Below are 24388 nucleotides of genomic sequence, written 5' to 3' on the forward strand. Positions count from 1 at the left end.
AATGGCGAAGCCCTCCATTACCGACGCTCGCAGTATTACTGCAGATCTCATCCTAGAGGTTGGCAAGTACTACAGCGCTCAGCAATTGCGCAGCTTGCAAGCCAAGCTCAGTGGAACCGCACGAGAAATCAGAGCCCTGACAAGCGGTTGCCATCTGCCCGGTCGGATTGGCGCCCAGTTGAGCGTTGAACAGATTCAGCTTTTGCAAGACGCAGCGAAGCTAATCGAGTCAGTGAACTCAAACATAAAGCACGCGAAGGAAAAGCGCGGCCGCGACGAAAGCCAAGCCAAACACCGTCAGCAAAGTCGATATGCCGAAGCCAAACGCCTGGTAGCTGAAACATATCTAGAACCTTTTGTCCCTGAGTCAACGGCTTTGGACCCTCTCCTAGATATTCTTAAAACAGCGCTGACGCTCAATCGCGCAGACGTTTTCAGGAATGGTTATTCACCTAGGGAGTTCAATCTCAGGCTCCGTGATTACCTGTCGCCTGCCAGAACTCGAAAGCTTATTGGCTGGACCAGTCCAAGTGCTTTTTGGATAAGCACGGTTCTCTCTCTGCGTAATGACGTTGTGCAATCTGTTGAGCAAGAGATTGCTTACGACGATGGCTCAAGTGTTCAAGACCGTCTTGATGCCTTGAAACAGAAGGTTGCGGACTGTCTTGCCCGGACTCACCTATCTGCTGATGAGGAAGAAACACTTCGCCTGTGGTCTGAGGCGCTCTCCCCCCGCATTCAACAGGAAGGGGGTGAATGATGGACAAGCAAAAAGTCCTCAGCAAGGTCGCCAAACTCATGGCGCTGGCCAAGTCACAAGGCGCTGCCCCAAACGAAGTGGAAATTGCACTTCGCCAAGCGCGCCATTTGATGAAGCAGTACAACCTGGAACACACCGAAGTCGCTGCCCATACAATCGAAGAAGCCATTGTCGGTACCAAAACCCGTCGGGCACCGCAGGATTGGCTGCACCACCTGGCTTCAATCTGCTCTCAAGCCTTCGATTGCAGCCACTTGGCGTATTTCAATCCGTTACTTGGCTGGTCCTTCAAGTTCTTGGGGAAAGGTATTTCACCCGAGCTGGCAGCTCACACCTATTCATCGCTGCATCACCAGCTTGTCGCAGCCCGACGAGCTCATGTTGCCCAGCAGAAGCGCTGCCAACTGAAAACCAAACGTCACCGCGGCCAACTGTTTGCCGAGGGCTGGCTCAATGCCGTCGCCTCCAAGGTGAACCAGTTTGCAGGTGGGATAGACGAAAACACTGCGCTGGAGATCCAAGCCTACCTGGAATGGCACCATCCAAAACTAACACTAGCCATTATCAAGCCCATCGAAGCCAAAGGTCATGACACCCGCTCTTTGCAAGCGGGATGGGACCAGGGCAAGCATGCCAGGCTGCATCGTGGTGTTGGACAGCAGTCGCAAGGAGCCCTTGGGCATGGGGGGAGCCAATGAGAACTCATTCGCTTTCACCTTTGGCCATGGCTGCGCTGGAACAAGCCAGATCCCAGCTTGGGCTTACCCCGGTTCACAAACACCATGTTTGGAGTGAGGCAGAAGAGCGCACGCTCATTGCCCGTTATCCCGATGAACCGACTCATGTCCTAGCCGCCGAATTGGGGCTCAGCGTCTATCAGGTCTACGCCAAAGCCAAACGGCTGGGTTTGAGCAAAAGCACCGAGTTTCTTCGCAGTAGTCTCTGTGGCCGGCTTGACGGCAAGTTGGGAGCTGAATTCCGCTTTCCCAAGGGTTTTGTCCCGTGGAATAAGGGCCTCAAGGGGCTCCCCTCCTCTGGCCGCATGACTCAAACGCAGTTTAAGGCGGGGAATAAACCAGGGAACTGGCTCCCTGTTGGCAGCCTGCGCACGACTCCTGACGGCTATCAGCAGAAGAAAATCACCGATACAGGTTATCCACCCGTTGACTGGAAAGCGGTGCACGTACTGCTCTGGGAGGAGCATCACGGACCAGTCCCTTTAAACATGTGCGTGTGCTTCAAGGACGGCAACAAGGCCCATATAGCCCTGAATAACCTGGAGTTGCTGACGAGGGCAGAACGCATGCGTCGTAACACCATTCATCGGTATCCGGAAGAGCTGAAATCCGCAATACGCGCTATCGGCAAACTCAAACGCACCATCCGGGAGGTTGAAAATGAAGAACAAGATTGAAGATCTACGTAATCACCTGTTCGTCGCGATCGAGAGCCTCCTGGACCCGGAAAAACCAATGGAAATTGAACGGGCTAAAGCGGTAGCGGAGGTTGCTCAGGTCATGATCAATTCAGCGAAGGTTGAAGTCGACATGGTCAAAGCCCTGGGGGCACGCAACGGGAGTGGTTTTCTTCAGATAGGTCAGGAGTCAGGGAAATGAATCACCTTGACCTATCACCGCCCTACTCCGTAGAGGCTGAACAAGGTGTGTTAGGTGGGCTACTGCTCGACAACAACACCTGGGATCTCGTCGCGGACAAACTGGATGCCTCTGATTTTTTTCGACACGACCATCGGTTGCTGTTCCGGACAATGGCAAGCCTTGCTGACAAGTCGATTCCGTTCGACATCGTCACCGTCCACAACGCGTTGGAGGAGCCAGACGAAGCCGGAGGGCTGAGCTATCTGGGCGAGCTGGCCAAAAATACGCCGTCTGTAGCCAACATCGAGCATTACGCATCCATCGTGCGTAATCGCTCTCGGCTCAGACAGCTCATGTCCCTTGGATACCAATGCTCTCGCGAGGCGACAGACCCGTTGGCAAGTGCGGAAAATGTTCAAGAATCAATTGAACAGCAACTGTTCGCTCTGGGTGAGGGCAAGAGCGCAACGGAATTCGTCAATATCAACCAGTGCCTGACGAACGTCGTCGAACAAATAGACGAACATTTCAACGGCAATGTCACCGTGACCGGCCTGCCTTCAGGCCTGGAGGACCTGGACGAGCTGACGTCGGGTTTTCAAGAAGCCGACCTGATCATCCTCGGCGCGCGCCCGTCTATGGGGAAGACCTCTCTGGCCTTGAACTTCATAGATACGGCTCTGCAGGCAAAGCTTGATCGTACAGTTCAGGTTTTCAGCATGGAAATGCCGGCCAAAGCATTGATGTATCGATTGATGGGCATCCTAGGCCATATCGATCTGGGCAGGCTATTGAAGGGCAAGCTCGATGATGATGATTGGCCGAAGCTGACTGCAGCGGTTTCACGTATCAATGGCTATGGCGAGCGCCTGGTCATCGACGACTCATCAGCGCTCACGCCTGCAGTAATCAGAGCCAAATCTCGTCGAGCAGCTCGTCGCTTCGGGCACCCGAGCTTGATCCTGATCGATTACCTGCAGCTCATGCGCTGCCCAGGTCAGGAAAACAGAGCCAACGAGATCAGCGCTATATCCCAGTCCCTCAAGGCCCTGGCGAAAGAGATGAATTGCCCGGTGGTTGCGCTTTCCCAGCTCAACCGGGAATTGGAGCGACGGCCAAATAAGCGTCCGATCAACGCAGACCTGCGTGATAGCGGTGCAATTGAACAGGACGCTGACCTGATTATGTTCGTCTACCGGGACGAGGTGTACCACCCTCAGAGCGAACACAAAGGCATTGCAGAAATCATTCTCGGCAAGGCGCGTAACGGCCCAACTGGAACCGTCCGAACAGCCTTCATCGCCAACCAGACCCGATTTGCCAACCTCAGTCCCAGCGCCGGCTGGCAAGGGGCTCAACTATGAAAAAGCATTCCTCAGCGATGAATACTCTCGTCCGCATCACTCACCGGTGCCTTCAATGCGATAGCCACCACCCGAAACATCAAGTGAATGGGGCTCCAGCCTTACCCGACGGTGAGGTGGACGAGCTTATTTGCCCTACTTGCAATAGCTATGACATCGAGGAGCTTCAGGAGGTGTCGGATGCACAGTAGCGTCGAGCTATTTCCTAGTATCCATGCCGGTGCGGTGTTCGAAGCCTCTGCCGTGGCTCACGCCCATAAATCTGGGATCAACCCAGTGGAGCTCGACGCATTAGCTCAAGCGATCGGCCGCCTTGCTCGTGACCACACCACCGTGGTCCCAATGAGCATGCGTGAGGATCTGTTGGAGTTTGAGAAGCTCGGCTACGTCGAGCTGACCAACACGCCCAGCGCAACAATTACCGTTGAACTGCTCTGCGCGGGCGCCTTGCTATCCAGCTACTTCTGGTCGGTTTGGGTGCCCCGCTACCTCCGGTGCTGCTCGCTGAAAGTGGGCGTCATGTCTCACCTACAACACCCCGCGGAAGTTCAGCACTGCAGCGTGGTGTTCCGCGTGCCTGGAGCACGTGAGGCTACGCGTCACTTTTTGCATGAGCTCGGTACCAAGTTTCCTGGCGACCAGGCTGAAATCATCGCGATCCAGGCCGGTAACGTTCTGGCAGACAGGGATGCAGAGCTATGACCACCAATCTCCTACCCGGAAAAAGCGAGAGCCTTCGTGTACTCGTGAAGTTTGCTGAAGCGAATGGCTGGACGGTGTCTCGCACTCAAGGTGGCCACATCAAGTTCACGAAGTCTGGCCTTGGATCGATTTACACCTCATCAACCGCAAGCGATTACCGCTCAGGCCTCAATGCCAAAGCCCGTATTCGTCGTGCTGATCGAGCTCAAACCATACATTCGCAGGAGGCAATCTAATGCCTATCCGTCATTGCATCGTCCACCTGATCGACAAGAAACCCGATGGCACACCAGCTGTTCTCCAGGCACGCGATTCGGAGCTATCCGAATCGGTCGCCATTGAGGACATGCTTGCCAACCTCAACGAGAGCTATAACGCCAAACAAGGCAAGGCCTGGGGTTTTTTCCATGCCGAGTCCGGCGCGCACCCGTTTAGCGGCTGGTTAAAGCAGTACTTTGAAGGTGGCCAGGACTTCACCGCCTTCAGCCACACGGCGGTCGAGCATCTGCAAAAGCTGATGGAAGAATCCAACCTCTCCACCGGTGGCCACGTACTGTTTGCCCATTACCAGCAAGGCATGACCGACTACCTAACTGTCGCCCTGCTCCATCACAGTGAAGGCGTGGTGGTTACTGACGACCTGGACGTCACTCCTTCACGCCACCTGGACGTTGGCCAGTTGCACCTTGCGGCGCGTATCAACTTGTCCGAGTGGCAGAACAACAAGCAGTCCAAGCAGTACATCTCGTACATCAAAGGCAAGAACGGTAAGAAGATCTCGGGGTATTTCAGCGACTTCATTGGCTGCATGGAAGGCGTCGACGGCCCGGGCGAAACCCGCACCCTCCTCAAGGCGTTCAGCGACTTCGTTGAAAACGAAGACCTGCCAGACGAATCGGCCCGCGAGAAAACCAAGGCCCTGGTGGACTACGCCACCAGCCAGGCCAAGCTCGGTGAACCCATGGGCCTGGAGGAACTGTCGGGCTTGATCGATGAAGATCGTCCCGAGGCGTTCTACGACCATATCCGCAATAAGGACTACGGCCTGTCGCCGGAAATCCCCCTGGATAAACGCACTCTCAACCAATTCCGTCGGTTCACCGGCCGTGCCGAAGGCTTGTCCATCAGTTTTGAAGCGCATCTGCTAGGGGACAAGATCGAGTACGACGAGGCGTCCAATTCATTAGTCATCAAGGGGTTACCTACCCAACTCACTGATCAGTTGAAACGTCGCTGAACACACTTTCTACCCTAGGCATCGGAGCCCACCATGAGTACCAAACCAAAGCGTCTGCATGAAGAAAAATTCGTTATTCGCCTTCCCGACGGGATGCGCGAACGCATCGCGTTGGAAGCACGTGACAACGCCAGGTCGATGAACTCAGAAATTGTTTATCGGCTGGAGACAACTGCCGAACTTGAAGCCGCTCTGGATCGCGCTTTGAAAATCATTGACCAGCTCTTGGCGGCAAGCCCGGCTTACGAGCAGCCAGGAGCCAGAGTATGAAAGCGTCTTTGGCCCAGACCATGAAAGATAAGCTGTTGCTGCCGGCGTTTGAATCGAAGTCGCCGGTGGCAGAGCGAATGAGTGACCCCATCGTCGATACCCCCATGCTGTTGACCCTCGACGAAACGCTGCCGTATGACGAAAACCCAAGGACGACGCGTAACCCCAAGTACGATGAAATTAAAGAGTCGATACGGAATCGGGGTCTCGATACGCCACCTCCCGTAACCCGTAAACCTGGGGAAAATAAGTACCGGATCCGCAACGGCGGCAACACTCGTCTGGCAATTTTAAACGAGTTGTATCGTGAGACCGGAGACGAGAAGTATTTCAAGTTCCACTGCCTATTTCGTCCCTGGGACGCCGTTCGGGGCGAAATCATCTCGCTCACCGGCCACTTGGCTGAAAACGACCTGCAAGGCCAGCTCCTGTTCATTGAGCGGGCTATTGGGGTCGACAAAGCGAGAGCCTTGTATGAAACAGAGGCAGGGGAATCTATCTCATTGCGTGAGCTTTCCCGGCGGCTGTCATCGGATGGCTACCCGGTATCTGCATCTCACTTGAGTCGTATGCAGGACAGCATACGTTACTTGCTCCCAGCAATTCCTGGAGTACTTTACTCAGGGCTGGGCGTAGATCGGATCTCGAAACTGCTTTCTCTACGCAAAACAGCTCTTCAGTGCTGGGATCGCAATTATCAAGAGCAGGAGCAGCACCTTGATTTCGATACGCTATTCCAAGATGTACTGTCCCAGTTCGAAGGCGACGCTGAAGAATTTCTATTCCAGCGATTTCAGGACGAACTGATTGATCAGCTTAAAAAGCCGCTGAACCTCGGCTACGAGCAGATACTATTGGAAATCACTCAGAACCAGGACCAATTGCGCCGGTCTACGCCGGTTCTTGAGCTGCCACAGTACCCTGCATCGCAATTTGAGGGGGGGAATCGACTTAACGTCTCAAACAATGGCATTGAGGCTAATCAGAACCCTCTACAACTACCCCCGACTCCTTCGGGGGGCAGCACACATAAGATGACGCCCTCCAAGGAGAGTCCTTCACCTCAAGTGGTGCAACAGCAACTGGCTCCTACTCCGCAGGAGCAAATGAGCCCACAAGAGCGCCAAGCACGTATCGATGGGCACGTTGCGAGTCCTGTGAAGACTTCTCCCAGAGTCGACAAGATGAAACGGGAGCTCGCTGCGCTTGACGGTGAGGTCTTACCCGACTTCGCCTCCAATGCTCTGGTGGCCATACCTGTTCAAGCTGGCGGACTAAATCCCATTTCTGACCTTTGGTACATCGAACGCGAAATAGACAATACCGCGACCCTGCGTCAGCACATCGCTCAATTGGCTCGCGAAATAGCCAGCTCGGTCAAAGCCCCAGGTCAATTTATCGATATCGATGGTGGCGTCGGGTTCAGCTACCGACACCCCGAAGCGGAAGTCGAAATTACTGCCACAGCCCAACATACCTTGACGCTGCTCCAGTCTTTGAGCGGCTCAATGGCCATCGTACTGAAAATGATTCAGCAGCAACCCGAGCTTCAAATCGACGCGTTGGCTGACTTCGAGTTCGCAGCCGGCCTGGGCCATATCTTACTGGGCCAGCCTCACACAAAAGATCAGCCCCCTGAAAGTGAATGCCGTCTCAGCGACGGCGCTCTAGTGAAGCTGTTCCGCATTATTCGTCTCGCAAGACGTTTGATTGACCTGGAAATCCAGTCAGTCGCCAACAACGGTCCGAATTCAGCCAGTTAACACACGGACTCTACAAGGGGGATTCGTCATGTCCAAGACACCAATAAATGAAGCAATCCTGTCACAGGTGCTTCATCACATGCGTAATGGCCAACTTCGGCGCTGCATCGAAATGGGCCTAGAGCCAGAGATATTGGCTCAGCTCCAACAACCTTCAGTACTGAGCTTGCTGCTTAACACTCCCGTGTCTTGGTGCAACGTCACCATTGATGGGGACATGGTAAAAAAACTACTGTCAGGCGCGCAGCGTTCTGATGAAGAAGTGCGCATGATTGAACGTGCTCTGCGACTTGGCGCGACCACTCAAATGCTGCAACAGTTCTTCGGGCTGTCTCCGCAGGATGTGGCACTTCAACGCCTCATGATCGGCGTGACGGCACGTCGTGGCCGTTGGCGGGAATTCAGTGAGGAGATGGACGCTCAGCTTTGGTACCGATGGACGCACTTAATGCAAGAGCATCAGGTAGAGCTTGGCGACAGTCTCGCGTTGCTGGACATCGCCATGTTGGTCGCCGAGGAACTCAATGCTCCACAGGATACTAGCCCAGATGAAATCCACGAAAACCTCAGCCTGGCCATCATCTGGCATCGCATTCAGTCCTGGATAAAGGAAGGGCTGTACCCTCCTGCAAACCAGGGCCTTCCAAGAAGGCTACAGCTTGTGACTTCTCAACGACTTGCACAGCCTGCAGCGACATCGGTGGAAGGTGACTCTGTATTATGAGGTTGTCTCGGCTCCCCTTGTCGACGCTTTTAGACTCGGCCTCGGGTCACCTTGAAGCTCACTTGCTTCAGAAAAAAGAGTCGGCGCCTCCGGGGATTGAAGGGTCCTCCCCCTACTCCGGAATTATTTTCAGCGGGAACCCACACGAAACGGTACCTCGCCGATTGCTTTTGGATGATCGCTTAACCCCGCTTGAAAGAAACACCTGGCAGGTATTTCGCCTACTGATCAATGACGACGGCCTTACGGCGTTCCCTACCTATGACCAACTGCGGCCATATTTGGGTATGCAACCCGGTAGGCCTGCCTCGCGTGAAACTGTATCAAAAGCATTAGTGACCCTTCGGCTTACTCGTTGGCTTAGCCTGGGGCGACGGGTGCGCAATGATCTGAGTGGACAAGTGCAAGGCAACGTCTACCTGCTTCATGACGAACCGGTCACACCGGCCGAAGCTCTAGAGTTCGACAAGGACTACTTGCAGCTACTCGCGCAGTCAATGCAGCACCAGACCAAGGTGATTCGCGAAGTAGCGGAAATTGCCTGGAAGGAATTTGCATCTGATCCTGACGTTGGCCAACGCTTACCAAGCCGGCTAGACATCATCGAATCTCGAATGAACAGCCAGGCCTGGACCAAAGCGCAGGCTCAAGTCGTTATCAAAGCGGCTGAGTTCGGAATCCGAACTCAGCAAAATATAGCTTTATCTCCACTGAGTTCGGATACCGAACTCAGTATAAAAGACCAAGAGCGAATCGCTTTGGAGCAAAGTTCGGATGCCGAACTCAGCCGTAAATCCCTGAGTTCGGACTTAGTTCGGAATCCGAACTCATATAGTACGTATACAGATACACACAAAGATGTTTGTAAAAGCTCTGTACATGTACCCCCCGCATCAAACGATATCGCTGCCGATTTGCTCGGTGCACTGCATCGACTACCAGTCGAGCAAAAACAGAACGCGGTCCTGGCGCTGCAAAAGGTTCCTGCAGAGTTGAAACCTGCGCTCATCAAACAATGGGTCCACCGCTGTGACTCGGGAGGGGTCAGAAACCCGCTGGGATACCTAATGACGCTCGTTGGCATGGCCGTTCGCGGCGATTTCAACAGCCATTGGAACCCTGACGACAAGGCAAAAGCGAGCTCCGAGCGTGAAGACGCTTCAACCCCGCCAGAGGGCTCAGAGCAGCCTACGAAGACGCTTGCTCAGCCGCGTAGCCCTGAGTCGATACAAACCGCGAAACACACACTCAGCGGAATGTTGCATTTGCTGAAGCCCAATCGGGGTACACCTCCATGAAGTTTGGTGTAGAGCCAGCCTATGGAAGTGATGCGGCCGGCATCACCCTGGCAGGACTCGATATCGGTGTCGGCCACCACGCACGTGGTGTGGCCCACCCTACCCAGCTAAGTTCCAGCATCAGTGGTCGACGCTACGCAAGTGTTGCGGCCCGCAACACCCCGACAGGATCCAGCATCAGCGGAGACCACCACGCAACTGGTGCGGCTCACACCACCCCAATAGGATCCGGCAGGAGTGGTCGATGCTACTCAAGTGTTGCGGCCCGCAACACACCAACAGGATCCGGCATCAGTGGAGGCCACTACGCAAGTGTTGCGGCCCGCAACACACCAACAGGGGCCGGCATCAGTGGAGGTCATCAGCTCACAGGCGAGTTACATCTCTTCCTATATATAGAAGCATCAACAAATCCCCTTCCATCGGGCTACGCATTTAATGCTGCGTCGCCTATAGCCAAATTGCAGCATGGGTACGTCAATCCTCTTCCCAAGGAAACACTGCACCATGGCTGATAACTTCCGGCTCAACATCGGTTCACTGCGCAGCGATGTGAAGCTCACCCTTCACACTCACCACGCCGCTCGTATATGGATGGGGCGCCCTAAAAATGACCTCAAAGCCGGCATCATCGGTCTGTCAGGGTTCTGCACTGTCGTCAATCGAATGTATCGAGGCGCCCAACAGGATGATCCCTACTCTGACTGGTGGATGATCCTCCTCGAAGAAAAGATCAACGATTCCAAGGAAGCGTTAAAGACCATCGAAGATCGCCTGGACACAGCCATGGCCTCCCTTCCGCCGGCCATCAGCATTAGCGAAAACCTGTCGATCCAGCCTGTCAGCCTCCCGCTGTACATCTCCAATCCCCTGGGATTTCAGGCTGTGTACCTCCTGACGAACTACGACGAGATTGTCAGGCGCATTCTACTGGCCCAGCACGTTGGCCTTGTCGGGCGGCACGATATGGAAACCTGGATCGATGAAGGCGCAGCGGTACTGCGGAGACTGTTTGGCCTGGCCCAGATCTATAAGTACTCAGGCGCTGCTCGCGACGACTTCGCGGCAAACAATGCCAAAGCTGAAGCAGCCCGCAAAATGTACGAGCGCTACGGTGAGCTGCCACAGGACATCCTGGAAGGCACCCGCCGTTCGAGTTTCGCGCCACCGATCATCCGCGGTCAGCAGCAAACTGAGACGGATGATCATCTCGATGACTCCGTTGAGGGTTAAAGAGTATGGACCAGATTCCCTCCAATGATGGGTCGCTGCAACAGACCGCCTTCCGGCCACTGCAACAGGAAGCCTTTCAGCGACTGCAACAGGCTGCCTCACTAAAAGGCCTTTTAAAGCCTTTTAAAGGTAAGGGGGAGCTGACCCAATTTGCCGATCTTTGCCGAGCTCAAGAATCGGACTTAAAAGCTCTTGCCCAGGAAGTACTGAGCCAGGCCCGCCGATATCCATTCACCCTTGTTCCAGTGCGGTTGACTGAGCAAAACACCCAAGCCGGTACCCAGTTTTTGAGATGGCAGCTGGTGACAGACCGGAGGATGGGCGTCGGAGTTTGGGCAGAAATGATGGGCTCACCCAGAACACCGGAATCCATGCTGCAGGATCTTTACGTGATGGAGCTGCAGCGCATCACCTTGAACATGCAAATGAGTTTGCTGCACTCGATCACCAAACAGGCCGCCGAGTGCGCAGAAAAAATGGGCCAGGCAGAGGCCGTATATACCGCTCGCCTGCAGCAGCTCAACAACCCAACGCAACACCAATAACCTCGGAGATTACTCATGGGCACGCCCGTACAAGGCTGGGAAGGCAATATCGGTTCTGCACCGGAATTCAAAGAATTCCCCAACGGCAATAAAGACCCACGTCGACTTATGCGAGCCAACGTTTACTTCGACAACTCGATTCCGGATGGCAAAGGCGGCTACGAAGATCGTGGCGGTTTTTGGGCGAACGTGGAGTGGTGGCACAAGGACGCCGAGCATTATTCGCAACTGTTCCAGAAAGGAATGCGAGTGCTGGTATCCGGTCGCGCCGTCATGGACCGTTGGAAGAACGACGAAGGTGAATTCGAAGCTTTGAAAATTCAGGCCAGCCGGGTCGGCATGCTGCCGCACCGCGTGACCATGGTGAATCTGGCGCCTTCGCAAAACCAGAACTCGCAACAGTCCAACAGACCCGAATCGCGGCCGCAGCCAGCTCCAGGCCCGGATGAATATCCAGATACCGATCCACCGCAATTCTGAAAACAGGGGCTTAATTTTTCGGCCCATTCGTGCAGCTGTCGGTGTTGGGGGAAACTGCTCATCGTTTCCCCCGACCTCATAGGGACCACTACAAATTAGGACGTGCCGATGGATGAAGTTTTGAGGGACCCAACAGGGTACGTTGTCATAGGCGCAGAGCACCCAACTTTAGGCCGTATGTACTGGGCTTACTTTGATGAAAGCGAGGTGAATGCTCCGGACTACTACGGGCTCACCCTGGACCTAAACCGAGCATCATGGGCTCCAGTTGGGTGGCGAACGGGAGAGTATCTGATGGGGGGCCGTGGAGAGACAGACCTTGATACCTGGCAAGCCCACCGATTTATCAACACCTTGCTCGATGAATACCGTTTAGATACTGAATACCGCGTCGACTTTGACGACGACGACGAAATGACTGAACACTTATACGGAAAGCTGGAACAACTACGTGTGCAAAGCGGACAATCCACTCAGGACTTCATCGCGTGGATCAGAGCTGCGAACTGGACGGACGAGCCAGCTTCGAATTGACATCAAAACGCCAATTGGTTGGCAAAAAATCGCGCCATTCGTTAACTTTCAGGTTGAGTCATACTTCCATTCGGCTATCTCAAGCACAGAAGTTTAAAACTTCCGTTTTTTTTGCAAAAAATGCGCTAGTTGTGATGTTACTGTCTGATAGATCTGTTCTTCGGGGACCGATAGCCAATGGCGCAATCTCGAACTTCTTTGAAACCAGCAGATAGGCGGCAATTCAATAACCCCCATACTGCCGTTCAAATAGCCGGTGCTGACGCCGCCCGAAAAGGGCTACGGGTGTATGACTGCCCTTACCACCATCCTGCGATGCGCGCGTCGTGGCTAAAGGGCTTTGCCCAGGAACAGCAGCTGACGCTGAACCTCTAGCCGCTAAAAGCCTTCCGTTGTGCATTGACCATTTCCCATTGAAGCCCTACCTGCCATGACGTGACAGTCCCTCTCTGCATAATTGAGAAGGGGCACACCGTGAAGCTATTGATCATCGAGGCACCTGGGAAGCTCAAAAAGCTTCAGCCAATGATGAAGAAACTGCGTCCAGGTGAAGACTGGCTAGTTGTCGCCAGTGGTGGGCACATCCGCGACCTGCCGGCCAGAGGACAGGACGACAGCATGATCACTACCGGCGTACGCAAAAACTACACACCGGTGTACGAGATCCTGGATAAGAGCGCCAAGGCTGTGCGGACCATCAAGGCCGCAGCTAAACAGGCCGATGAAATCTACCTCGCAACCGACCCGGATCGCGAAGGTGAAAGCATCAGCTGGCACATTCAGCAAGTACTGGCGGTCAAATCCTACAAACGCATCACCTTCAATGAAATCACCCTCAAGCGTGTCGCAGAGGCTCTAGCCAATCCTCGCCAAATCGATTTGAACAGAGTCGCCTCACAAGAATGCCGGCGTGTACTTGATCGCTTGGTGGGTTACCTGGTGACTCAGGAGCTACGCCGACTGATGGGCAAGCCCACCTCTGCAGGCCGCGTGCAATCGCCTGCCGTATACCTGGTGGTTTTGCGCGAGCGCGAAATCCGCAATTTTCAGGTAGTCAACCACTTCGGTGTGCGTCTGAACTTTGTGGATATGAATCAGGGCACCACCTGGTATGCAGATTGGCAACCGGTACCGGATTTCGCGAGCAAAGACTTTCCTTACGTTCAAGATGCCAACCTGGCCCAACTCGTCGCCGGCACACGTAATGTCGTCGTCGAGTCCTGTGAAGACCGCAAGGCCGAGCGCCACCCACCCGCGCCCTTCATCTCTTCCACCCTTCAACAAGCAGCCAGCAACGCCTTGAAATGGGACCCGGACAAGACTATGCAAGTCGCCCAGCGATTGTATGAACAAGGCGTGATCACCTACCACAGGACGGATAATCCCAACGTACCAGACGAGGCCATGGAGGATATTAGAACCGTAGCTAGATCTATCGGATTGAAGACCGTCGACGAGCGACGTACATTCAAGGCCGCCGAAGGCGCGCAGGAAGGCCACCCCGCTATTACCCCGACGCATTGGGCTGATACAAAAGCTGGTGAGAACGACGAGGAGCTCGCCCTGTACAAGTTGATTTGGGTCCGGGCGCTGGCCAGCCAGATCGAAGCGGCGGTATTCGACGTGCGTGCTGTAAAACTGCTCGCGGTTGGCCCAAATGGTAAGGCTTTGCGATTCAATGCAAATGGTGAAACCCTTTTTCATCCTGGGTGGCGGAAACTGCTCAAGGGCGATGACACAGACGATGAGGAAGATGCAGCAGCGAGCAACCCAGTTCCTGCACTCACACCAAAACAGATCCTCTCTGTGCACAACGGAGAACTGCTGAAGAAGAAAACTCAGCCGCCATCCCGCTACACCAAGGCCAGTCTAATCAAAGAAATGGAGCGCCGCGGTATTGGTCGTCCCAGTACGTTCGCCTCGATCTTGAAGAACATCACCAGCAAAGGAATGATTGAGGAAAAAAGCCGCAAGCTGGTACCGGCGCCGCTGGGGGAGGAAACAATCGCGAAGCTGGAAGGGTTCTTCAGTTTCGTGGAGCTCGATTTTACGAGGGAGCTGGAGCGCGATTTGGACAAAATCGCCCAGGGCCAAGACACCTATGGAGCTGTCGTTGCGCGTCTGCATAGACGCCTGGAAGAGGAACTGTCTCAGCAACGTGGAATGCCGAGTGTGCCGATGGCGTCCGCTCCACGCCCAGCCACAGCAGGTGGCGCTTTCAACTGTCCAAAGTGCAATCAGCCCCTCGCAAGGCGACAGAAAAAAGGGGACGGTGGCTATGACTTTTGGGGTTGTACAGGCTTCAAATCGAATGGATGCAAGGTGAGTTTTCCAAACTTGAATGGCAAACCAGATCTCAATAAACCCAGAGGGGTGTGACTTCTGCCATTGCCGATATAAATCACCGACAACGCCGTTACGCATTAACCCTAGAAGCCCACCATTCCTATACCTGACAGTCCTCTGCGAAATAGCAGAGGAGGTCATGGGTGAGCGTACAGAAGAGACAATCGGTGGTGGGGCTGCGCATCTTAGCGCCGAAGCTGGAGAAGTTCTCAGACCGGCAAATTGAAGTCGCCCAGACATGGGCTTTACAATTTAACGTACCGCCCTCCCAGCTGACCTCCTTCATCGATACCTATCTGAGTTCCACTGTCCATACTCGTTGCTGGTGCGTAGCCCTGCCCTCTACAGATGATCAAACACGGCCGGTCCTGGCCAGAATCGGCGATCACCTCCAGTACTTCGATGGTCATCAGGTTAAGGCCTGCAAAATCTTCAGCAAGGACCGCGTGCATAAGAGAAAACCTACCGCAATGGTGGCCCAGCAGCTACTGCTCAGGTTTGAAAAACGCTGGTATGCAGACGTCCTACTGACCTCCTTCTGCAAGTCGGCTGGAGAGAGGGCGAAAGCCCTTTCGATTGAAGATCTAGGAAGCTTTAATCGCCGCGGCTTCGATTGGACGGCGAGCAACAACCGGTACTTCAATCCCCGCACCCGATTTTACCTGAAGCAGATTGGCAGCACGCTGAAGCAGTTTTGCCAGTGTCTGGACCAAGAGCTTTTATTCGCCATTCGTTCAGCGCAATGTCCCTCACCCAAGCTCTATAACTGGCTGGCTCAAGGTGACCGAAAACGCCGCCTTCAGGCCCTAAAAGCCCAGCCAGTACTGATTCCACTTCTGGTACTAGCAGATCAATGGCCGTGGCCGTGGGATGGGCAGCAGCAGGTATACATGAACTGCCCATGGGATGAACTTCAGGCGTGGCGCCCATACTGGAGTGAGGACCGTTATTTGATTTCCGCTGAAGAATGCCTGCTAGGTCGCATAGCCGACGCGGGCCTCCCCCTTTCCGACACACTGGCTTGGCTGCTACAGGCGCCGCGCACTGCAGTGCGCTACCTGGGTCAACAGCGGGTATTCGATACCGGCAGTGCATTGACCCGTATCAGCCGCGAGGGGCCACAAGGACCCTGGCATCGACTGCTGCTGGGAGCCTCACTGGGCAATCGCCGTCCTCTTAAAAAAGCGCACTGGATCACTCTCTTCGCGCTGCTGGATAAAATCCCGTATCAACTGCTGGATCAAACGCAGGACTGGAACAGGCTGCTGTCAGGGTGTCCAACTGATTGGTCGGACGACAATTGGTCCAAAATCGCCGACGACTTTCGAGACCTGAACGAGCTCTTTAACAACGTTGATGAGAGCGACGGACCAGCTTCTGGCGAAGCATTGCAGAAACTCAAAAGCTTCATTGCTACTGCTTCCTATCACCAGATCGCCAGCTTGGTGAATGGCTTTCACCTCGCGTTGATAGACATCCGTGAGGCTTTAGATGCAGTAGATCCACAAACAAGAACAGACTCTTTAACGCCCTGGAAGCCGCTGCTTTATTCAACCAGCACACCCCTCGTGAGTCCAAATGGGCTGCAAATTATCGAACTGAAGTGCCCCGCCGATCTTGATGCGGAACATCGAGCGCTGGGCCATTGCATTGATGGTTACGACTACAGTGCTTATCGGGGCATCTGCCGTCTTTTTTCGGTTCGCGAAAACGGGAAATCGTTGGCCTCTGCAGAAATCCAAATGGATGAAAGTGCCTGGGGCGAAACGTTAGCAAAATTGACTCCCAAACACCTGGTGACGATACAACTGAGAGGGCTCCGCAATCGCACACCTAAGTCGGGCTCCAGGGTTGACCGGGCCTATCAATGGTTTTGGGCAAAGATCAAATCGGGTGAGCTCGCCATTAACCTGGAATGGCCCGACCAAACACTATCCATGTCGCGCTATACAAATCGAAACCGGAAAAAAATGCATGCCCAGGCCTGTGCGGAATGGATCAACCAACGATTGAGCAGGACATGAGTCGTCCACGTCTGATGAACCGCCGGCAGGACCTGGTCGAAAAAGTCATTTTTGACGGCTATGACTTCGGGGTCTTAATGCAATACGTTGAGGGTGCGAACCGGCTGTTTCTCGAACGTAATGGTTTCTATATTCGGCGTGCCGAGCATCCTCAACATCGCTATTGGCGATTACCAAAAGGCAAGTTGCTGGATGACCTGGATGTGCTTTTCCACCGTTTGATGGAGTTGTCCGAGGACCGTTTCAATGAAAGTTGGGAGACGTTTTCACATAAAATCACAGCCGCACAAAACGCCCCAGATCGGCAGGCATTCACGTGGGGGCTGACCTTTCGGATAGCTCCACTCGTTCAGGGCGGGATCCTGCTGTCAGGTGACTACCATCCTGGCGCGGTCGCCGTTTCAAGGTGCATGCACGGCGTGTTTCTCGGGCATTCCAAGTCCTGGCGCATCGACGCTGGTGCGGAAGTGGTGCGAAGCAACCTGATCCTGGAGCTTGGAATGTCGGAGGATCAGTTCGAGATCCTCGACACCCTGCAAGAGCTGCTGACCGACGGATCCGTTGTTCCAGCTGATGAAATCACCCGCATCAGTCTTGGTGGACCTCCACAAGAGCGCGCTGTAAAAGCGGCTGATGACAGCACCTCAACCGATGTGTATCTAGCCGCGGTGCCCTCAATCGAGCGCACCGGGTTCACCACCGAACAGATTAACCAGGCATTGGCTGGTTATTCTTTGCTGGACCATCAACCGGCAGGCATCCGTCACTTGCTACAGCGCACAAGCGCCTTGCTTGCGGATGACATGGGGCTGGGCAAAACTCGCCAGGCAATCATTGCCGCTGCAATTCGAGCAGCTGATAGGCCCATCTTGGTAATCACGCTGTCGACGTTGATCATCAACTGGCAACGCGAAATCCAGATGGTATATCCCGAGGCCACAATCGGCCAACAGGTCTTTGATCCCTCTTCGCAATGGATTATCACCAACTACGAACGCCTGGGCGACTTTGTTCTGCATGCAGGACACTTTGACGTGATGATCATCGACGAGGCGCACCGCCTGAAAGAGCCGACCGCCGCGTGGACACGTCACGGCTTCGACATTGCCGCCAAGATACCCAACCGCTACCTGCTGACGGGTACGCCAGTCCTCAACCGAGAATCTGAGCTGCACACGCTGCTACGGCTATCCGGCCACCCCGTTGGGAAGCTGCCCTTGAAAGAATTCTGCGAACAGTTCGCCGGCAGTCAGGATTTCCGCATGAATCTGCGGGACGCAATCGGCGATTGGATGCTTCGTCGACGCAAGGATGTCTTGCCCGGTCTCAAAGGCAAACAGCGCCAAACGTTACCCGTCGAGCTCACTGCTGAAGAGCGCAAGCAATACGATCAGATTCGGCTTGAAGACAGACCTAGCCTTGCTCGGTTGGGATCACTGCGTCAGTTGCTTGAGCAGGTGAAGATCCGTGTCGTTATGGATCTGCTATGCGAGCTGGACGCGGAGGACAAAGTTATCTTGTTCTGTGAGTTCAAGGGTACGGTAGGAACACTTCGCACACGGTGCAAGCAAGCTGAGTACGGGTGCGTCACGGTTGTAGGCAGTGACTCTGTGGGAAAACGGCAGAAAGCGATCGATCAATTCCAAAGTGATCCAGAAACCCGCATCTTTGCCGCCACTACCTCCGCTGCCGGCACCGGCAACAACCTCACTGCGGCCAACTATGTGATGTTCTTGGGCCTGCCGTGGACGCCAGGAATGCAGGACCAGGCAGAGGACAGGGCCTATCGGAATGGGCAATTGCGCATGGTCGTAGTGAAAATCCCCCTGGTGGAAAACACCATTGATCAAATGCTCTGGCAAATGCTGCTGGATAAGTGCCAATTAGCCAGTGATCTCATAGAGCCCGATGCAGCCGCCAACACCAGACATACGTTGGCGACCCATTTATGATTCGCCGTAAATTACTACTGAGAAGCTGTAATGTTTAAAACATATTTGGAACCATTGCTTTGACTCTCAGGAACCTGAAAGGTCTCGCCGTTCGCAACCGTAGTATCGCTGGCTGTTTGGAATATTTCCGTATGTGGAAAATCTAATTGGAGCTTCCCGACTTTTGTCGTGTTCATCTCAAGCAATCGAACATACTTTACATGGTAGCGAATCAGAATCTTTCCATTGCTCATAATGGCTGGAGTAATAAAACCGATTGTGCCAATATCAACAGTATCAGCAACAGGCATACCGTGCTCCACGGATTTGTTGAAAGTAATAGTTTTCACATCCCGGTATGGAAAAGTTACACGATCCGTTGTATCACCTGAAAACCTCGCGACGCTTTCACCATTACGAGTCAACTCAGCAGTCAGATGTACTGTTTCAGCAGCTGAGGCGCCGGTTGCCAAGGTTGCTAATGCCATGAACAGGATTCCCTTCATACGATTGTCGCTCCGCTTCAGATTCATTTGATTATTCAAGTCATCGCACAGGGATCTGTGCGTTTTTTTCGCAGGCCTTCAGCTCGGTCCGCGCCATCTTTGTATAGCCTATAAATGCCTTTATACGCAGTTTTCTATTTCCTACTGCGCAGCTGATACCAGCCTGTCAACGTTCCCCTATCATTACAAGGGGCCTCTCGGCACATGATCAGGCACGTCACCACGCTCTCGCTGCTCGCGTTAATCGCCAGTTGCACGACCCAAACGGCGCAGACACCTAAGCCCGCATTCGACAGCAGTCGCAACCCGGACATGTTGACGCCAGACCTCTATCCTGGCGGCGCCGTTCCTGAAAAAGAACCAGTAGTGCGCTATGGGCGCTACACCCTCGTCAGCACGCTGCCAGATTCTGGCCAACGTGACCTGATGGCTCAGATTATCGACATCAGCATTCCAGCCAACATGCACCCAAATGTGCGTGAGGCCATGCAGTACGTGGTGGACCGTTCAGGTTATACGCTTTGCTCGGCAGACTCTGGCCACGTCAACATCCTTTACACCCGACCACTCCCAGCAGCCCAATATAAACTTGGCCCTATGACCCTGCGTAACACCCTGCAGGTGCTCGCAGGTCCGGCCTGGCAGGTGAAGGTCGACGAGGTCAACCGTCAGGTGTGCTACGTCCTGCGCCCTGGCTACCAGCTCCCGGACTCTCCACGTCCTGCATCAACTCTGATTGCTCAACTCAACACATCGACAGCTGCACAGCCTATCGCAGCGAAGAGCAATAACAATGATGCGGGCAGCCAAGCAGTAGTCGCCGCCGTTCCCCAAACAGCGCCTTTCACAACAACGGCATCAGCCGATACCCCTGTGGCGAACGCTGCACCAGCCAAATCCGTGGCCCCTCCTACGGTGATTACCAAGGATGGCTCTACAAAACAAACGTCTGCCTTGCCGACTCAGAGTCCGGCCTCGACCTCGTCCAGCAACCCAAATGCCAAGGCCGCTTCAACTCCGAAACTGGTCACCGCGCCGTCCGCAGTTTCTGCAGCGCCAAAGCCGGTTGCGACGGACATTGCAGCGCCGAAGCCGCTGGCCCAGACATGGACGGCTTCAACTGGCTCAACCCTTCGTCAAACCGTCGAAGGCTGGGCTGAAAAAGCGGGCTGGAAACTGATGTGGCAGGTCGATGATTTGGATTACTCAATTGACGCTCCACTTCGATTTGAGGGCAGTTTCCAAGAAGCCATCGGGTCGATTTTCCCGCTGTACGACACGGCTCCACGGTCCTTTCTGGTCGATGTGGTCGACAGTAGCTCATCACAGCGGCTGATTTTTATTACAGAGAGGAACAAATGATGAATGCTCGTCTCTGGATCAAAGGCACAGCCTTGTCACTCATGGTCTCGCTGGTGAGTTCCTGTTCACTGCAGCGCGTGAATGAATCAGCCAGCCAAGCTGAAAATGACGCTGCGACAGCCTCCCAATACAGTAGATTTCTGAGAAATCAGCAACAAGAGTCCGCGCGCGCTACGGTGGTGTTCAGCGACAAACCATGGGTATCCAAAAAACCGCTGGTCGCAAAGCGTGGTTTACCGCTGAGCATGGATTGCGATATCACCTATCGCCCTTCGTATAACGTTGGGATCGCTGAGATTGCGCAGTACATCACTAGCGAATGTGGTGTTCCGGTCATCGTAGCCCCTGATGCAATCGACCCAAGTGTCCTTTCCAGTTCGACCCAGGGCAACTCAGGACCTGCAGTTCCACCTAGTTTGGGATCTGCCGACAACCTGGCCAACTTCATGCCCGCCGGCGTCATCGGCAATGTTCCGAGCAGCGCCCGCTCAATGAATTCGGTTGGGCTGACTGCGCCCAACTCATTCCCCATTAAGTACAGCGGCAAGCTGTCAGGGTTGTTGAATCAAGCGACCTCCCAGTTGGGTTTAGCGTGGAATTATTCCTCCGATGATCGCAGCGTGCATGTCACTTACTTCGACACCAAGACGTTCGACGTCTGGGCATTTGGAGATGACCAAGTCATTGAAAGCACTGTGAAGTCGGGCCTGCTGACCGCCACAGGCAGTGGGAGCAGTTCCGGTGGTGGTGGCGGCGGATCTTCGTCGACAGGTGCATCGGGTGAATCAGGCAGCAACCAGAGCACCACCGTTACCATCAAGACCTCGCTGATCGGAGACATTGAAAAAAACGTCAAGGCGATGCTGAGCCAACAGCCCCAAGGTCGGATGTTCCTCTCGCGTTCCACTGGCACCCTGACGGTAAGTGATCGACCAGAAGTACTCTCAAACGTTGCTAAATACCTGAATTCGATCAACAGCAGTATCACCCGTCAGGTGTTGTTCAACGTCAAAGTTTTCGAGGTAACTCTCACCGACACAGACCAGACCGGCCTGGACTGGACGGCTGTCTATACGTCCTTGAGCAACAAATGGGGCTTTTCGCTGAAGAATGCCACCACCGGCATAAGCACGGGCGCGGTGTCGGGCTCGTTGAGTATTTTGGACACGTCGAAGTCTCCTTGGGCTGGATCCAACTTAATCATCAAAGCACTTTCCGAACAGGGCCGAATCTCGAACGTTCGCTCGCCGTCGGTCACCACGCTGAATCTGCAGCCGGCACCCATCCAGATCGGCAACGTAAAGAGCTATGTCGCATCAAGCTCGACAACCACCACGGCTTCCGTTGGATCGTCTACTTCGCTCACCCCCGCGACTATCACCAGCGGCTTCAACATGATGTTGCTCCCTCGAATCATCGACCAGGACAACATGTTGCTGATGATCACCCTGAGCATGAGTAGCAAACCGACCTTCACCACTTTTACGAGCAACGGCTCCAGTGTCCAGACAGCGGATTACGACACCAAGAACCTGTCGCCCAAGGTCAAATTGCGCAGCGGTCAAACCCTCGTACTGACTGGTTTTGAGGAGAACAGCGAAAACGCAACCAAGTCTGGCGTAGGGGATCCTGGATTCTTCGGTTTGGGCGGCAGCCGTGTCCGCACCACAGGGCACAGCGTACTCGTAGTGCTGATTACTCCTGTTGTTGATAGCGACACAGGCAGCCCCAGCGCGGTGATTTCACCTGCTGCCAACGAGCCTTGGGGCTCTTGCCCTACCCCACTGCTGCATTGCACAGGTTCCAAGGGGTAAGCCATGGTTGCGGAAACCTCAAAAAATGCACGCTCTGCTCGAGTCCAGGTACTCCAGTATCGTGGAAAATCATTTGTCACCGGTCTGCGCTGGCATCCGCTGGGCAGTGTCACCGGGCACATGAAGGAAGCGCGCCAGTACGGTCGTGAGCACCACCTCGACATTGTCGCCATTAGAAGAACACCAGCCATTATTCAGGCAGGTTTTGTAGCGCGCAGCGAGGAGGTCACCAAAGGGATGTACTCGCTCGCGGCCACCCTGGCTGGACAGCTGGGGGACTCATGGATCGCGGCCTGGAAAACTGAAAGCGAGATTGACCAATATGCCCTCGTTGCTGTGTATCAAGGTGGCGTGATCTCTGGCTGCGACATGATCGGCACTGGTGCTGAGGTCCGCCGCCGAGTCGCGCAACAACGCAGTCGTGGGATCAACTTCGACAACGAGTACCTGCCCCCAGAGTTCGATATGGGCGGTCAACCACTGGACGTGGCAGAGCTGCTTCAGCCGTCGCATCTAAAACGCGAGTACCGGCTACGGCCACTCGTCTTTGGGCTATCCAAACCAGAACTTGTACAGCTGGCGGTTCTTGGCGTGCTGATCGCTGCCGGCATCATCGGATGGGCTCAATGGCAGAACCATCAGGACCAGATAGCCAAAGAGGCGGCTTTCCAGGCTGAACAGCAACGCCTGGCAGAGTTGGCCAGACTGCAGAAAGAATCCGGTATGGAACAGACGCCCCAAGCGCTTGAACACCCTTGGGCCAAACGTCCATCTATTGCAGATTTCCTGGAGGGTTGCAGCAACGTCATTTATCAATTGCCTCTGTCCATTCAGGGATGGCAGTTCACGAGTGCCGTCTGCGACGGTGTACAGGTCTTGTCGTCTTATAAGCGCTCGGGCAATAGCACGGCCGACAAACTGATACAGGCGACGCAGGGCCACTTTTCTGATCGGCCGGCCTTCTTTGACGAGGGCAACTCGGCCACGTTGAAATTCGACATCTCGCTACCCGCAGCCGGTGATGAGCCTCTAAAAGACGCCATCGTGATGTTGGCGAACCTGTCGTCTTGGCTGCACAGCTTCACTCAAACCCCAGTGCTGAAAGAAGTGCCGGTCGTTGTGCCCATTCAACCAGCGATACCGGGCCAACCTGCGCCACCGCCGCCCCCACCGCCTCAATGGAAGCAATTCGAGCTGAGCTATGCCACTGGCATTACGCCGCTGGACTCATTATCCGGCGCACCCAGTCAGGGCTTACGGCTGCGCGAAATCACAACCAAATATGAGACCGGCCACCTTGTCTGGTCAGTAATAGGTGACCTTTATGCGAAATAAAGCGCTGTGCTTTTTGTGCTCCATCCTTGCGTTAGGGGCACCATCGAGCTGGGCAGATGAGAACACCCTATCTGGGGTGAACGTCGGCGAGCTGGCCCAGATTCAAAGCCAGACGATCTTGTTGAATGCCAAAGCCGAGAAGGCCAAGGCCGAAAGATCGATTAAAGGCGAAGACCAAAGTGCGACGGCGCAGCCGTCAACTGTGTTTTTTTCTCAAGGAAACCTCGCGCAGCCGGCTGCATCCTCGGCCCACAGCAGTGATGCACAGTCTGAATTGCCTGTCGTAAAAGCGGTATTCGGCTCAGCAAAACGGCTCCGTGCAACCCTGCTCTACAGCAGTGGATTTGAAGTAGATGCAGATGCCTCATCTCGGGAGTTACCCGGTGGCTACCGCGTGGCCATCCTCTCCGTCGAAAACGTGACCCTCGAGCGTGGTGGTAAGCGCTACCCCCTCGGCTTTTCCAGTACGCCCCCGTCCAGCTTGAGCAACTTCAACAATCCAGCCCCCAGCATTACCCCATCAGGACCTATGCCGCCTGGGCTGATCCCTGGCCAACATTGA

Annotated in this window: 25 protein-coding genes; 24 read left to right on the top strand and 1 reads right to left on the bottom strand. The window is 54.5% G+C overall.

Annotation, left to right across the window (positions count from 1 at the left end; translation table 11 throughout):
• Position 1: 1 nt before the first annotated feature.
• The 20 genes from TU82_RS26320 (at position 2) to TU82_RS26405 (ending at position 18830) form a co-directional block, all read left to right on the top strand.
• Positions 2–760: a hypothetical protein gene (locus TU82_RS26320; protein ID WP_057726152.1), complete on the top strand. Its 759-nt coding sequence runs from the start codon at positions 2–4 to the stop codon at positions 758–760.
• Entirely contained in the window at positions 757–1458 is a 702-nt protein-coding gene (locus TU82_RS26325; RefSeq protein ID WP_057726155.1) for a DUF2786 domain-containing protein, read from the top strand. The genes TU82_RS26320 and TU82_RS26325 overlap by 4 nt, the downstream gene beginning before the upstream one ends.
• On the top strand, positions 1455–2174 hold the full coding sequence (locus TU82_RS26330; protein ID WP_057726158.1) for an HNH endonuclease signature motif containing protein: 720 nt from the start codon (positions 1455–1457) through the stop codon (positions 2172–2174). The genes TU82_RS26325 and TU82_RS26330 overlap by 4 nt, the downstream gene beginning before the upstream one ends.
• The gene (locus TU82_RS26335; protein WP_032877851.1) at positions 2158–2376 is read left to right on the top strand and encodes a hypothetical protein; all 219 of its coding nucleotides are present in this window, start codon (positions 2158–2160) and stop codon (positions 2374–2376) included. The genes TU82_RS26330 and TU82_RS26335 overlap by 17 nt, the downstream gene beginning before the upstream one ends.
• Positions 2373–3722 (top strand): replicative DNA helicase, encoded by a 1350-nt coding sequence (gene dnaB, locus TU82_RS26340; protein WP_057726160.1) that lies wholly within the window; start codon positions 2373–2375, stop codon positions 3720–3722. The genes TU82_RS26335 and dnaB overlap by 4 nt, the downstream gene beginning before the upstream one ends.
• A gap of 180 nt (positions 3723–3902) precedes the next feature.
• The gene (locus TU82_RS26345) at positions 3903–4424 is read left to right on the top strand and encodes a hypothetical protein (protein WP_057726161.1); all 522 of its coding nucleotides are present in this window, start codon (positions 3903–3905) and stop codon (positions 4422–4424) included.
• Entirely contained in the window at positions 4421–4660 is a 240-nt protein-coding gene (locus TU82_RS28450; protein ID WP_082632097.1) for a type II toxin-antitoxin system HicA family toxin, read from the top strand. The genes TU82_RS26345 and TU82_RS28450 overlap by 4 nt, the downstream gene beginning before the upstream one ends.
• Positions 4660–5661: a nucleoid-associated protein YejK gene (yejK, locus tag TU82_RS26350; protein WP_057726165.1), complete on the top strand. Its 1002-nt coding sequence runs from the start codon at positions 4660–4662 to the stop codon at positions 5659–5661. The genes TU82_RS28450 and yejK overlap by 1 nt, the downstream gene beginning before the upstream one ends.
• A gap of 33 nt (positions 5662–5694) precedes the next feature.
• The gene (locus TU82_RS29375) at positions 5695–5931 is read left to right on the top strand and encodes an Arc family DNA-binding protein (RefSeq protein WP_057726168.1); all 237 of its coding nucleotides are present in this window, start codon (positions 5695–5697) and stop codon (positions 5929–5931) included.
• Positions 5928–7694: a ParB family protein gene (locus tag TU82_RS26360; protein WP_057726172.1), complete on the top strand. Its 1767-nt coding sequence runs from the start codon at positions 5928–5930 to the stop codon at positions 7692–7694. The genes TU82_RS29375 and TU82_RS26360 overlap by 4 nt, the downstream gene beginning before the upstream one ends.
• 28 nt (positions 7695–7722) lie before the next feature.
• Positions 7723–8418, top strand: a complete 696-nt coding sequence (locus tag TU82_RS26365; RefSeq protein WP_057726175.1) for a DUF2857 domain-containing protein — start codon at positions 7723–7725, stop codon at positions 8416–8418.
• On the top strand, positions 8415–9716 hold the full coding sequence (locus TU82_RS26370) for an STY4528 family pathogenicity island replication protein (RefSeq protein WP_057726177.1): 1302 nt from the start codon (positions 8415–8417) through the stop codon (positions 9714–9716). The genes TU82_RS26365 and TU82_RS26370 overlap by 4 nt, the downstream gene beginning before the upstream one ends.
• Positions 9717–10223: 507 nt before the next feature.
• Positions 10224–10949, top strand: a complete 726-nt coding sequence (locus tag TU82_RS26375; protein ID WP_057726178.1) for a PFL_4669 family integrating conjugative element protein — start codon at positions 10224–10226, stop codon at positions 10947–10949.
• A 5-nt stretch (positions 10950–10954) separates the two neighbouring features.
• Positions 10955–11494: a DUF3158 family protein gene (locus TU82_RS26380; protein WP_057726179.1), complete on the top strand. Its 540-nt coding sequence runs from the start codon at positions 10955–10957 to the stop codon at positions 11492–11494.
• Between the two features lie 15 nt (positions 11495–11509).
• The gene (locus TU82_RS26385) at positions 11510–11974 is read left to right on the top strand and encodes a single-stranded DNA-binding protein (protein ID WP_057726180.1); all 465 of its coding nucleotides are present in this window, start codon (positions 11510–11512) and stop codon (positions 11972–11974) included.
• Between the two features lie 108 nt (positions 11975–12082).
• Positions 12083–12508, top strand: coding sequence for a hypothetical protein (locus tag TU82_RS26390; RefSeq protein ID WP_057726181.1), 426 nt, complete (start codon positions 12083–12085; stop codon positions 12506–12508).
• A 177-nt stretch (positions 12509–12685) separates the two neighbouring features.
• Positions 12686–12883 carry a CrpP family ICE-associated protein gene (locus tag TU82_RS28455; RefSeq protein WP_082632098.1) on the top strand — a complete coding sequence of 66 codons (198 nt, stop codon included), beginning with the start codon at positions 12686–12688 and terminating at the stop codon, positions 12881–12883.
• A 99-nt stretch (positions 12884–12982) separates the two neighbouring features.
• Entirely contained in the window at positions 12983–14887 is a 1905-nt protein-coding gene (topA, locus tag TU82_RS26395; RefSeq protein WP_057726224.1) for a type I DNA topoisomerase, read from the top strand.
• Between the two features lie 110 nt (positions 14888–14997).
• Positions 14998–16878, top strand: a complete 1881-nt coding sequence (locus TU82_RS26400; RefSeq protein WP_057726182.1) for a hypothetical protein — start codon at positions 14998–15000, stop codon at positions 16876–16878.
• Positions 16875–18830 (top strand): DEAD/DEAH box helicase, encoded by a 1956-nt coding sequence (locus TU82_RS26405; RefSeq protein ID WP_057726184.1) that lies wholly within the window; start codon positions 16875–16877, stop codon positions 18828–18830. The genes TU82_RS26400 and TU82_RS26405 overlap by 4 nt, the downstream gene beginning before the upstream one ends.
• A 14-nt stretch (positions 18831–18844) precedes the next feature.
• Here TU82_RS26405 and TU82_RS26410 read toward each other — a convergent pair whose 3' ends face one another.
• Positions 18845–19315, bottom strand: coding sequence for a hypothetical protein (locus tag TU82_RS26410; RefSeq protein WP_156421703.1), 471 nt, complete (start codon positions 19313–19315; stop codon positions 18845–18847).
• A 204-nt stretch (positions 19316–19519) separates the two neighbouring features.
• Between TU82_RS26410 and pilL2 the strand changes: the two genes are divergently transcribed.
• Genes pilL2 through pilP form a run of 4 tightly spaced genes read left to right on the top strand, consistent with a single transcriptional unit; the run spans position 19520 to position 24388 of the window.
• The gene (pilL2, locus tag TU82_RS26415; RefSeq protein WP_057726187.1) at positions 19520–20677 is read left to right on the top strand and encodes a PFGI-1 class ICE element type IV pilus protein PilL2; all 1158 of its coding nucleotides are present in this window, start codon (positions 19520–19522) and stop codon (positions 20675–20677) included.
• Positions 20677–22491, top strand: coding sequence for a PilN family type IVB pilus formation outer membrane protein (gene pilN / locus TU82_RS26420; protein ID WP_057726189.1), 1815 nt, complete (start codon positions 20677–20679; stop codon positions 22489–22491). Before pilL2 ends, pilN begins: the two co-directional genes overlap by 1 nt.
• A 3-nt stretch (positions 22492–22494) precedes the next feature.
• The gene (gene pilO2 / locus TU82_RS26425; protein WP_082632099.1) at positions 22495–23826 is read left to right on the top strand and encodes a type 4b pilus protein PilO2; all 1332 of its coding nucleotides are present in this window, start codon (positions 22495–22497) and stop codon (positions 23824–23826) included.
• Positions 23816–24388, top strand: a complete 573-nt coding sequence (gene pilP / locus TU82_RS26430) for a type IV pilus biogenesis protein PilP (protein ID WP_057726193.1) — start codon at positions 23816–23818, stop codon at positions 24386–24388. The genes pilO2 and pilP overlap by 11 nt, the downstream gene beginning before the upstream one ends.

The sequence above is a fragment of the Pseudomonas orientalis genome (assembly GCF_001439815.1).
Taxonomy (GTDB): Bacteria; Pseudomonadota; Gammaproteobacteria; order Pseudomonadales; family Pseudomonadaceae; genus Aquipseudomonas; species Aquipseudomonas orientalis.